The sequence below is a fragment of the Kitasatospora sp. NPDC096128 genome (genome assembly GCF_040303105.1).
Taxonomy (GTDB): Bacteria; Actinomycetota; Actinomycetes; order Streptomycetales; family Streptomycetaceae; genus Kitasatospora.
Genome location: NZ_JBEOSP010000035.1, coordinates 87,684 through 97,894, shown reverse-complemented (window position 1 = coordinate 97,894; position 10,211 = coordinate 87,684). Strand labels below are relative to the sequence as shown.

At 73.9% G+C, this 10,211-nt stretch carries 10 protein-coding genes; 5 read left to right on the top strand and 5 right to left on the bottom strand.

What is annotated here, in order from left to right:
- Window positions 1-277 precede the first annotated feature (277 nt).
- Window positions 278-1,528: an alpha/beta hydrolase family protein gene (locus tag ABTY61_RS31280; RefSeq protein WP_350508483.1), complete on the top strand. Its 1,251-nt coding sequence runs from the start codon at window positions 278-280 to the stop codon at window positions 1,526-1,528.
- Window positions 1,529-1,704: 176 nt separating this feature from the next.
- Here the strand turns inward: ABTY61_RS31280 and ABTY61_RS31275 are convergent, their stop codons facing one another.
- Window positions 1,705-2,460, bottom strand: a complete 756-nt coding sequence (locus ABTY61_RS31275) for a hypothetical protein (protein WP_350508482.1) — start codon at window positions 2,458-2,460, stop codon at window positions 1,705-1,707.
- A 219-nt stretch (window positions 2,461-2,679) separates the two neighbouring features.
- Window positions 2,680-4,722, bottom strand: a complete 2,043-nt coding sequence (locus ABTY61_RS31270) for an oxidoreductase (RefSeq protein WP_350508481.1) — start codon at window positions 4,720-4,722, stop codon at window positions 2,680-2,682.
- Between the two features lie 231 nt (window positions 4,723-4,953).
- Here ABTY61_RS31270 and ABTY61_RS31265 point away from each other — a divergent pair, with 231 nt between their 5' ends.
- Entirely contained in the window at window positions 4,954-6,201 is a 1,248-nt protein-coding gene (locus ABTY61_RS31265) for an FAD binding domain-containing protein (protein ID WP_350508480.1), read from the top strand.
- Window positions 6,202-6,234: 33 nt separating this feature from the next.
- Here ABTY61_RS31265 and ABTY61_RS31260 read toward each other — a convergent pair whose 3' ends face one another.
- Window positions 6,235-6,810, bottom strand: a complete 576-nt coding sequence (locus tag ABTY61_RS31260) for a TerD family protein (RefSeq protein ID WP_350508479.1) — start codon at window positions 6,808-6,810, stop codon at window positions 6,235-6,237.
- Between the two features lie 247 nt (window positions 6,811-7,057).
- Between ABTY61_RS31260 and ABTY61_RS31255 the strand changes: the two genes are divergently transcribed.
- The 3 genes from ABTY61_RS31255 to ABTY61_RS31245 all read left to right on the top strand — a co-directional run bounded on the left by ABTY61_RS31255 (window position 7,058) and on the right by ABTY61_RS31245 (window position 7,957).
- Window positions 7,058-7,351: a hypothetical protein gene (locus tag ABTY61_RS31255; RefSeq protein ID WP_350508478.1), complete on the top strand. Its 294-nt coding sequence runs from the start codon at window positions 7,058-7,060 to the stop codon at window positions 7,349-7,351.
- Between the two features lie 71 nt (window positions 7,352-7,422).
- Window positions 7,423-7,605 (top strand): CopG family transcriptional regulator, encoded by a 183-nt coding sequence (locus ABTY61_RS31250; protein ID WP_350508477.1) that lies wholly within the window; start codon window positions 7,423-7,425, stop codon window positions 7,603-7,605.
- 1 nt (window position 7,606) lies between these two features.
- Entirely contained in the window at window positions 7,607-7,957 is a 351-nt protein-coding gene (locus tag ABTY61_RS31245) for a VOC family protein (RefSeq protein ID WP_350508476.1), read from the top strand.
- A gap of 78 nt (window positions 7,958-8,035) precedes the next feature.
- Here the strand turns inward: ABTY61_RS31245 and ABTY61_RS31240 are convergent, their stop codons facing one another.
- The gene (locus tag ABTY61_RS31240; protein WP_350508475.1) at window positions 8,036-9,592 is read right to left on the bottom strand and encodes a glycerol-3-phosphate dehydrogenase/oxidase; all 1,557 of its coding nucleotides are present in this window, start codon (window positions 9,590-9,592) and stop codon (window positions 8,036-8,038) included.
- Window positions 9,589-10,197, bottom strand: coding sequence for a TetR/AcrR family transcriptional regulator (locus tag ABTY61_RS31235; RefSeq protein WP_350508474.1), 609 nt, complete (start codon window positions 10,195-10,197; stop codon window positions 9,589-9,591). The genes ABTY61_RS31240 and ABTY61_RS31235 overlap by 4 nt, the downstream gene beginning before the upstream one ends.
- Window positions 10,198-10,211 lie beyond the last annotated feature (14 nt).

Below are 10,211 nucleotides of genomic sequence, written 5' to 3'. Positions count from 1 at the left end.
TCCTCACCCCTCCCCCCGCTGCCCCGCCTCGGCGTTTTTCTTCATCGGCGGGTCCGCGGCCCGCGCCGCCCCGATACTCGGGTTTTTGGGAAGTCGGCTCGGCCGACTTCCCACTCCCGACCCTTTTCACGCCCGGCCCTTTTCGCTACCGGTCCTCTTTCACGCCCGCCCGGGCGCATCAGCCCGGGGATGTAAACCCGTGGGCCAATGCGCCCGGCCGGGAGATCAGTCACCGGGCTGATGCCGCTCCCCCGCGCCCCGTGACAGCGTTCCGCGCATGGACACCACGCCGTTCACCGGCCCCACCGGACTGACCCGCCGTCGCATGCTGGGCACCGCACTGGCCCTGGGCGCCGCCGCCCCGCTCGGCCTGGCCTCCACCGCCCTGGCGGCCACCCCCACCGCGGTCACGTCACCCACCGCGCCCACCTCACCCGCCGCCCCGAGCGGCACGCCCGCCCGGATCACCCTGCCCGAGCCCACCGGCCCGCACCGCATCGGCACGGTCGCCCTGCACTTGCGCGACGCCTCCCGGCCGGACCCCTTCGCCGGCCCCGGCCGCTTCCGCGAACTGATGGCCGCCGTCTGGTACCCCGCCCGGAAGGCCGAGGAGCTCCCGCTCGCCCCCTGGCTGTCCGACGGCGCGCTCAAGGCCTTCCTGGACGACGCCGGCTACCAGCTCCCGATCACCGCCGGCCCGCTCACCGCGGCACGCCTGGGCGCACCCGTCCACCGGCCCGGCCACCGGCTGCCCGTCATCGTCTACTCGCACGGCGCCCACGCCCACCGGGCCGTCAACACCGTGGTCGTCCAGGAACTCGCCAGCCACGGCTACATCGTGGTCACCGTCGACCACACCTGGGACGCCTTCACCGAGTTCCCCGACGGCAGGGTGCTCACCCCGTGGATCGAGGGCGCGCCCAGGATCAGCCCGAACGACTGCGCCGCCGACGCCCGGTTCGTCCTCGACTGCGTCGAGGAACTCGCCGCCGGCCGCAACCCCGACGTCGACGGCAAGACCCTCCCCGAGGGCCTCCTCGGCGCCCCCGACCCGATGGACGTCGGCATGTTCGGCTGGTCCAAGGGCGGCTCGGCCACCGCCGCCGTCATCATGGCCGACCGGCGCGTCCGGGCCGGCCTCGCCATCGACGGCCCGATGGCGGCGATCACCGTCACCGACCTCGACCGGCCGTTCATGATGCTCACCGCCGAGTTCGGCCGCAACCAGAATCCGGACGCCGTCACCTTCTGGAACCACCTGCACGGCTGGCACCTCAACATCCAGGCCGACGGCGTCCGCCACCTCTCCTACGAGGACGCCGCCGTCCTGATGCCCCAGGTCGGCAAGCTGCTCGGCATCCCCGACGCGCAGATCCAGCAGATGGTCGGCACCCTGCCCGCCGACCGCTCGGCCCGCATCCAGCAGTCCTACCCGCTCGCCTTCTTCGACCGCCACCTCCGGCACCGCCGCAGCCCGCTCCTCGACGGGCCCTCGCCGAAGTTCCCGGAGGTCAAGTTCCTGCCGTGACGGGACTCCTGCCGTGACGGGACTCGTGCCGTGACGGGACGACGGGCGGCCGCCACGGGGGTGCGGCCGCCCGCCCCGAGCCGGTCGCGGGCCCGAGCCGGCTGTTGCTGACCGACCGTGCGGCGGCCCCCGTCGAGCACACCGCTCGACGGGGGCCGCCGCGCGTCCCGGGGCGGTCAGACCGATATCCCCTGGGTGGCGGTGGCGGTGGGCGGGGTGGTGCTGCCCGCGGTGGTGCCGAGGGTGCGTTCGACCTTGGCGACGGCGGTGCGGTACTGCATCGAGGCGGTCTGGGAGTCGGCGCCCTGGCGTTGGAAGAAGCCGTAGGCCATGCCGACGGTGCCGAAGCGTTCGACGCCGAGGAAGGCGCTGAGCTGGACGCCGGCCAGGGTGCCGTCGAGACGGACGGCGGGGGCGTCCTGGCGGTCGCCGAGGGTGACGGGGGTGACGGTGAAGGTCACGGAGTCCCCGATGCCGGCGTTGAAGGTGATGGTGTGGCAGGTCTTGAACGCGTCGGTGACGGTGGCGAAGTCCGCGGCGAGCCGGGCGGAGTCCTCGGCCGCGAGGGACTCGGTCACCATCGGATTGCCGTCCGGGCCGTCGAGTTCGGTCTCCGCGTGCGGGGTCGCCGGGCCGGGCGCGGTGGCGTGCATGGTGATCAGGGCGTTGAGCGCGTCGCAGCCGCTGACGGGGGTGGGGTTCTCGCTCGGGCTGGGGCTGCCGGTGACGGGGGCCTCGGTGTAGCCGGGCCCGACGTCGTTCGCGGTGAGCAGCGCGGACTTCAGCTGGTCGGCGGAGGGCAGCACCGGCGCGGACGCGGCACCGGCGGCGACGCCCGCACCGGCGGCGCCCGCGGATCCGGCCGGGCCCAGGGCGGCCGCTGCGACGAGGGCCGCGGCGGCGAGGGCGTGGAGAGTCCTCGGGAGGGACATGCTGGCCCCCGGTCGAGAGGTCGGGCAGGGACAGGGCACCAGTGTCCCACCGGGGCCCGGGCCGAGCGCGCGGGCGGACGTCCTCGCAGGTCAGGTCACATCAGAGGGACATGGACAGGCACAAGGACAGGGACAGGGACAGGCACAGGAACAGGCCGGCGGGCCCGCGGCGCGGCGCCGCGGGCCCGGTACGCCGGGTAGCCCCCCGGCCACCCGGTGTCAGAGGGCGGCGGCCAGTTCCGTCCCCTGCTTGATGGCCCGCTTGGCGTCCAGTTCGGCGGCCACGTCCGCGCCGCCGATCACGTGGACGGACAGGCCGCGCTCGCGCAGCGCCGCCTCCAGGTCGCGGCGCGGCTCCTGTCCGGTGCAGAGCACCACGGTGTCCACGGGCAGGAGTTGGCGTTCGCCGTCAACGGTGTAGTGCAGCCCGGCGTCGTCGATCAGGTCGTAGGTGGCACCGGCGACCATGGTGACGCCGCGGTGCTTGAGCTCGGTGCGGTGGATCCAGCCGGTGGTCTTGCCGAGCCCGGCGCCGACCTTGCCGGTCTTTCGCTGCAGCAGGTGGACGCTGCGCGGGGGCGTCGGCCGCTCGGGCGCGCGCAGGCCGCCGCGCTCGCGGTACTCCGGGTCGATGCCCCACTTGGCCTGGAACACGGGCGGGTTGAGGCTGGCCTGGTCGCCCTGGTCGGTGAGGAACTCGGCGACGTCGAAGCCGATGCCGCCCGCGCCGAGGATCGCGACGCGCTCGCCGACGGGCGCGCCGTCGCGCAGCACATCCAGGTAGCCGAGCACGCTGGGGTGGTCGATTCCCGGGATGTCGGCGGGAGTTCGGGGCGTGACGCCGGTGGCGAGGACGACCTCGTCGAAGCCCTCGGCGGCGAGCTGCTCGGCGGTCACGACGGCGCCGAGGCGCAGCGTGACGCCCAACTCGGCCAGCCGGGTGCGGTAGTAGCGCAGCGTCTCGTTGAACTCCTCCTTGCCGGGGATCCGCCGGGCGATGTTCAGCTGCCCGCCGACGCTCTCGGCGGCGTCGTACAGCGTGACGGCGTGGCCGCGTTCGGCGGCGGAGACGGCGAGGGCGAGGCCGGCCGGGCCGGCCCCGACGACGCCGACGGACTTGCGCAACTTGGTCGGGGCGAGGACGAGTTCGGTCTCGTGGCAGGCGCGCGGGTTGACCAGGCAGGAGGTGATCTGGAGGTTGAAGGTGTGGTCCAGGCAGGCCTGGTTGCAGCCGATGCAGGTGTTGATGGAGTCGGCGCGGTCCTCGCGGGCCTTGGCGACGAAGTCGGCGTCGGCGAGCAGCGGGCGGGCCATCGACACCAGGTCGGCCTTGCCCTCGGCGAGCAACTGCTCGGCGATCTCAGGGGTGTTGATGCGGTTGGTGGTGACCAGCGGGATGCCGACCCGGCCCATCACGCGCTCGGTGACCCAGCCGAAGGCGCCACGCGGGACGGAGGTGGCGATGGTCGGGATGCGGGCCTCGTGCCAGCCGATGCCGGTGTTGATGATGGTCGCGCCCGCGGCCTCGACGGCCTGGGCGAGCTGGACCACCTCGTCGAGGGTGGAGCCGCCGGGGACCAGGTCGAGCATGGAGAGCCGGTAGACGATGATGAAGTCCTCGCCGACCCGTTCGCGGACCCGGCGGACGATCTCGACCGGGAAGCGCATCCGCCGCTCGTAGGGCCCGCCCCACTCGTCCTCGCGGTGGTTGGTGGCGGCGACGACGAATTCGTTGATCAGGTAGCCCTCGGAGCCCATGATCTCGACGCCGTCGTAGCCGGCCCGGCGGGCGAGTCCGGCGCAGCGGGCGAAGTCCTCGATGGTCTGCTCGATCTGCTCGGCGGTGAGCTCGTTGGGCACGAAGGGGCTGATCGGGGCCTGGAGGGCGCTGGGGGCGACGAGGTCGCGGTGGTAGGCGTAGCGGCCGAAGTGCAGGATCTGCAGGGCGATCTTCCCGCCGGCGGCGTGCACCGCGTCGGTGACCACCCGGTGCTCGTCGGCCTCCGCCTCGGTGGTCAGCATGGCGCCGCCGTCCCAGGGGCGTCCGGCCTCGTTGGGGGCGATGCCGCCGGTGACGATCAGGCCGACGCCGCCGCGGGCGCGTTCGGCGTAGAACGCGGCCATCCGCCGGTAGCCGCCCGGGGCCTCCTCCAGGCCGACGTGCATCGAGCCCATGATCACCCGGTTGGGCAGGGTGGTGAAGCCGAGGTCGAGGGGGCTGAGCAGGTGCGGGTAGCGGCTGCTGCCGGGGGTCGAGCTCATCGACGTCTCCTGTGGGGGCGGCCGGCGGGAGGTGTCTCCCGGATTGTTACCGCAGAGTAGGGGACACTCGCGGCGCTATGCAACTAGTTGCATAGCCCGGCTTCCGGAGGCCGCGCCGGAGCGGCCGTACCGCCCCCGGGGCGGGCCCGCGCCGCGTATCGTCGACTCCCGGGGCAACAGGCACGGAAGACCCTTCCCGGCCTCCCGGGGCCCGGCGAGAGGGGACGGACCATGCGGGGTGGAGCGGTCGCCGTGGTCGGCGGCAGCATCGCCGGAAGCGCCTTCGCGGGGGCGGCGGCCCGGCTGGGCGCGGAGCGGGTCGTGGTGCTGGAGCGCAGCCCGGGCCGGCTGGAGGACCGCGGCCTGGGGATCTGCACCCACAACGACCGGTTCGCCGAACTGGTCGACGCCGGCCACCTCGCGCCGGACACCCGCCGCCACCGGCTCACCGTGCGCCGCTGGACGGCCCGCGGGCCGGCCGGCGAGGGCGACGGCCGGCACGGACGGGGGCGGACGCTCTGGCTCCAGCCCTTCCCGTTCCACTCCCACCACTGGGCGGTGCTCTGGCAGACCCTGCGCGAGCAGGCGCCGGAGTCGGTGGAGTACCGGCCGGGCACCACCGTCACCGCGGTCGGCGACGACCGGGACGGCGCCTGGACGGAGCAGGCCGACGGCACCCGCACCCCGTACGACCTGGTGATCGGCGCGGACGGCTACCGCTCGGTGGTCCGGGCGGCGGTCTGCCCGCAGGCCGAGCCCGAGTACGCGGGCTACGTGTGCTGGCGCGGCAGCTACGACTCCGCGCGGCTGGACGCACTGCCCGGCGGGGCCGCGGCCTGGCCGGAGGAGGAGTGCGCCACCGTCTGCTACCCCGGCGGCCAGGTCGTGCTCTACCGCATCCCCGGACTCGCCCCGGGCAGCACCCAGGTGAACTGGGTCTTCTACGCCCCCACCCCGCACTGGCTCCGGCTGGACGGCCCGACCGCCGTCGCCGCGGGCACCCTCACCGACGAACAACTGGACGCCATGCGGGAGTTCGCCGCGCGGCAGCTGCCGCCGTACTGGGCCGGCGTGATCGCGCTGACCCCGCGCGAACGCACCCTGCTGCAGCCCGTCTACGATCTGGCGACCCCGCGCCGCACCGCCGGGCGGCTGCTGATCGGCGGGGACGCGGCGACCGTCGTCCGCCCCCACAACACCAGCGGCGCGGTGAAGGCGCTGCAGGACGCCCACGCCTTCGAGCAGGCCGGACGGCGGCTCGGCGGCGACACCTGGGCGCCGCTGCTGGCCGCATACGACCTCGAACGGAGCGCGGCCGGGCTGGAGTTGGTGAACCTGGGCCGGACGCTGGGCCGGGCGCAGGTCACCGGGGCGCCGGACTGGTCGGCCATGGACGAGCCGGCCATGGCCGAATGGTGGCGGGGCCAGCTCGGCGGCGGCGGAGGGTTCGGCGGACACGCACTCGGGCGGGCCGGCTGAGCCGACCCGCCCTCGTGGGGATGGTGCAGAGGATCAGACGTTCACGCCGTAGTCGGTGGCGATGCCGCGCAGGCCGGAGGCGTAACCCTGGCCTATGGCACGGAACTTCCACTCGGCGCCGTTGCGGTACAGCTCGCCGAAGACCATCGCGGTCTCGGTCGAGGCGTCCTCGGTGAGGTCGTACCGGGCGATCTCCTGGCCGTTGGCCTGGTTGATGATCCGGATGAAGGCGTTGCGGACCTGGCCGAAGTTCTGCAGCCGGGCGTCGGCGTCGTAGATCGACACCGGGAAGACCACCTTGGCGACGTCGGCCGGCACCCGGGCGAGGTCGACCTTGATCTGCTCGTCGTCGCCGTCGCCGCCACCGGTCAGGTTGTCGCCGCTGTGCTCGACCGAACCCTCGGGGCTGCGCAGGTTGTTGAAGAAGACGAAGTGCTGGTCCGAGACCACCTTGCCGAGCGCGTTGCACAGCAGCGCACTGGCGTCCAGGTCGTAGTCGGCCCCGGTGGTGGTGCGAACGTCCCAGCCGAGACCCACGATCACGGCGCTCAGACCGGGCGCCTCCTTGCTCAGCGAGACGTTGCCGCCCTTGGCCAGCGAAACTCCCACAATGCCCTCCTCGGATCTCTCCCTGCGGACGAATCTACAACACTGTAGAGATCACGAGAATCCGCCTGCGGGCGGGCCCCGCCCCGGGGATTTCTCAGGGGCCGGAGCGGGAACCGATCACCCCCGGCCCCGATCCGTCCGCACACCGATCACCGTACCGGCCGGAGCGCCGGGAGGGTACGGCCGCCCTAGACTGGCGATGGATCCCCGGGCCGCCCCCGCTCCGAGGCCCTCGCGGGAGGTTCCCATGCGCCAGCGGTACAGCTTCCACCTCGACCGGGACGGACACTCGGTCACCGTCAACGTCCGCTCCGGCTGGATCACCGAGACCGAACTGCTGGTGGACGGCAAGGAGTGCGCCTTCCACCGCGTCCACGGCCACGGCGGCTATCCGCTGACCCTGTCCGGGCAACTCGCCGAGGAGCCGCCGCGGCCGCTGGCCGTCCGGCTGGACCGGACGGGCCGGGCGGAGCACCCGCTGGCCTGCGTGCTGGAGCTCGCGGGCGCCGAACACCCGATGCCGGAGCGCACCGCGCGCTGAACCCGCGCTGCACCGCCCGGAATCCCCTCGCGGCTACCATGCTAGCAAGCTATGGTGTTAGCATCCTTGTCGTGGGAAACGAGGATGTGAAGCAGTTCAACGTGTACCTGCCGATCGAGCTGATCAAGCAGGTGAAGTTCCGCGCCATCGAGGAGGAGCTGTCGCTCTCGGCGCTGGTCGCCGCGGCGCTGCGCGCCTACCTCGACGCCCCCACCACCGGGCAACCGTCCACCGGATCCAGCGAGGAGAACTGAGATGACGACCGAAGGCATCGAAGCCGTGTTCATCGAGACCCACAACTGGGGCAAGTCCGTGAAGTTCTTCCAGAGCCTCGGCTACCAGCTGGAGTTCGAGACCGACCACAACTCCGGGCAGCTGCGCAACGGCGACGGCCCGACCCTCTTCGTCGCCGAGGTCCCCGCCGACCGCGGGACGCCGCTCCAGCCGGTGCTCAAGGTCGCCGACGCCGACGCGTTCCGGGCCGGCGACGCCGTCGAGGTGGTGACCCCGTTCGAGGACACCCACTTCGGGACCAGGCTGGCCACCGTCCGCGACCCCGACGGGCGGCTCTGGAACCTCCAGGCGCCGCTCAAGCGCGAGTCCTGACGGACCCCGCGCACACGATGACGGCCGGTGCGGCGGATCCGCCGCACCGGCCGTCGCGCCGTCCGTCCCCCGCCTCCGCTACGCCGCGGCGGTCTCCGCCAGGACTTCCTCGACCGCCTTCCGGGCCCGCTCGGCGTCCTCCGCCACCAGGCCGATCCTGGTCCGCCGGTCCAGCACGTCGGCCGCGTCCAGCGCGCCCTCGTGGGTGACGGCGTACGCGATCTCGGCCCGGGTCATGTCGAGGCCCTCCGCCACCGGCGTCAACTCCCCTGCCGCGACGACCTCGTGGGACAGTCCGCCGTGCCGGGCGACCAGCGAGGCGGGCACCCCCTGGATCGGCACCGGCCGGCTGTCGCGGTGGCCCGGGGCGCCGACCAGCGGCAGCCGGACCGTCCAGCAGGTGCGGGCGGGCAGGCCGCGCAGCCGGACGGCGGTGTCCACCGCGTCCTGGGCCATCCGCCGGTAGGTGGTGAGCTTGCCGCCGACCACGGTGACCACCCCGGACGGGGACTCCAGCACCGCGTGCTCCCGGGAGATGTCGGCGGTGTTCCCGCCCCCGGTGTCGATCAGCGGGCGCAGACCTGCGTAGGCGCCGCGCACGTCCGCCCTGGTCAGCGCCGTGGCGAGGGCCGCGTTGACAGTGTCCAGGAGGAAGTCCAGCTCGGCCTCGGTGGGCTGCGGCTCGTCCGGGACCGGGCCCGGGGCGTCCTCGTCGGTCAGGCCGACGGCGACCCGGCCGAGCTGCTGCGGCAGCGCGAAGACGAAGCGGCTGGTCGAGCCGGGCACCGGCACCGTGAGCGCGGCCACCGGGTACCCGAGGGTCGCGGCGTCCACCAGCAGGTGGGTGCCGCGGCTGGGGCGCAGCGTGATCGAGGTGTCCACCTCGCCGGCCCACACCCCGGTGGCGTTGACCACCGCGCCGGCCGTGACGGTCAGCGACTGGCCGCTCAGCGCGTCGACCAGCCGGGCCGACGTCCCGGTGACGGACTCGGCCCGCACCCGGGTCAGCACACTCGCCCCGTACTGCGCGGCGGTGCGCGCCAGGGCGACCACCAGCCGCGCGTCGTCGATGAGTTGGCCGTCGTTGGCGACCAGCGCGCCGCGCAGGCCGGCCGTCCGCACGCCCGGCACCAGCTGCCTGGTCCGGGCCGCGTCGATCCGGCGGACCCGGGGCAGCAGGGCGCCCGGCGTCCCGGCGCTCAGCCGCAGCGCGTCCCCGGCGTGGAAGCCCGCACGGATCAGCGCGGCCTGGCCGGGGCGCAGCAGGTCGGGCAGCAGCGGCACCAGTTGGGGCAGGGCGCGGACCAGGTGCGGGGCGGTGCGGGTCATCAGCACGCCGCGTTCGACGGCGCTCTCCCGGGCGACCTTGACCCGCCCGGAGGCGAGGTAGCGCAGGCCGCCGTGCACCAGCTTGGAGCTCCAGCGGCTCGTCCCGAAGGCGAGGTCGCGGGCTTCGACCAGGACGGTCCGCAGGCCGCGCGCGGCGGCGTCCAGCGCCACCCCGGCGCCGGTGACCCCGCCGCCGATCACCAGCAGGTCGACCCGCGGGTCGTCGGCCAGCGCGTCGAGCTCGAACGTCCGTCGCCGGGCGTCGAGTCGGGCCGTTCCGGTGTACGGGCCTGCGGAGAGGGTCATGGCGCGAGGTATCCGTTCAACGCTCTGGCCAGTTCGCGCCGCCAGGCCGCCTCGGGCAGCAGGGAGGCGACCATGCGGTGCGACTGGACGGTGGACTGGGCGATCAGCAGGACCATGGCGGCCAGCTCGGTCGGCTCCCCGGCGCGGACCGAGCCGCCGGCCTGGCCGCGCTCGATGCCGGTGCGCAGCGCCTCCAGCAGCCCGCGCTGGCTGGCGCCGAGCCGCTCCACCACGTACTGGAGCAGCAGGTCGGAGTCGTCGGAGTGGAGCAGGGCGCCGAGCACGGGGTGGTCGCGCAGCCGGACGGCGACCTCGACCACCCGGTCCACGAAGGTCTCCCGGTCGACCGGGGCGTCCTGGTCGTGCTCGCCCAGCGGGGTGCCGTCCAGGGTGGCCATGATCTCGCGGGTGAGCAGCGCCCCGATCACCGCCTGGACGTCCGGCCAGCGCCGGTAGACGGTCGGGCGGCTGACCCCGGCGCGGCGCGCGATCTCGGCCAGCTGGGTGCGGCGGACGCCGAGGTGCACGACCAGGTCGGCGGCGGCGTCCAGGATCGCGTCGTCGGTGCTGCGCGGCGCTCCGGCCGTGGCGTTACTACTTGACATGATGTGTGAAACTG

Excerpts from the sequence above, each read along its gene's own strand:
- ABTY61_RS31280 (WP_350508483.1), top strand. The coding sequence starts at position 278 with ATGGACACCACGCCGTTCACCGGCCCCACCGGACTGACCCGCCGTCGC.
- ABTY61_RS31275 (WP_350508482.1), bottom strand. The coding sequence starts at position 2,460 with ATGTCCCTCCCGAGGACTCTCCACGCCCTCGCCGCCGCGGCCCTCGTC.
- ABTY61_RS31270 (WP_350508481.1), bottom strand. The coding sequence starts at position 4,722 with ATGAGCTCGACCCCCGGCAGCAGCCGCTACCCGCACCTGCTCAGCCCC.
- ABTY61_RS31265 (WP_350508480.1), top strand. The coding sequence starts at position 4,954 with ATGCGGGGTGGAGCGGTCGCCGTGGTCGGCGGCAGCATCGCCGGAAGC.
- ABTY61_RS31255 (WP_350508478.1), top strand. The coding sequence starts at position 7,058 with ATGCGCCAGCGGTACAGCTTCCACCTCGACCGGGACGGACACTCGGTC.
- ABTY61_RS31245 (WP_350508476.1), top strand. The coding sequence starts at position 7,607 with ATGACGACCGAAGGCATCGAAGCCGTGTTCATCGAGACCCACAACTGG.
- ABTY61_RS31240 (WP_350508475.1), bottom strand. The coding sequence starts at position 9,592 with ATGACCCTCTCCGCAGGCCCGTACACCGGAACGGCCCGACTCGACGCC.
- ABTY61_RS31235 (WP_350508474.1), bottom strand. The coding sequence starts at position 10,197 with ATGTCAAGTAGTAACGCCACGGCCGGAGCGCCGCGCAGCACCGACGAC.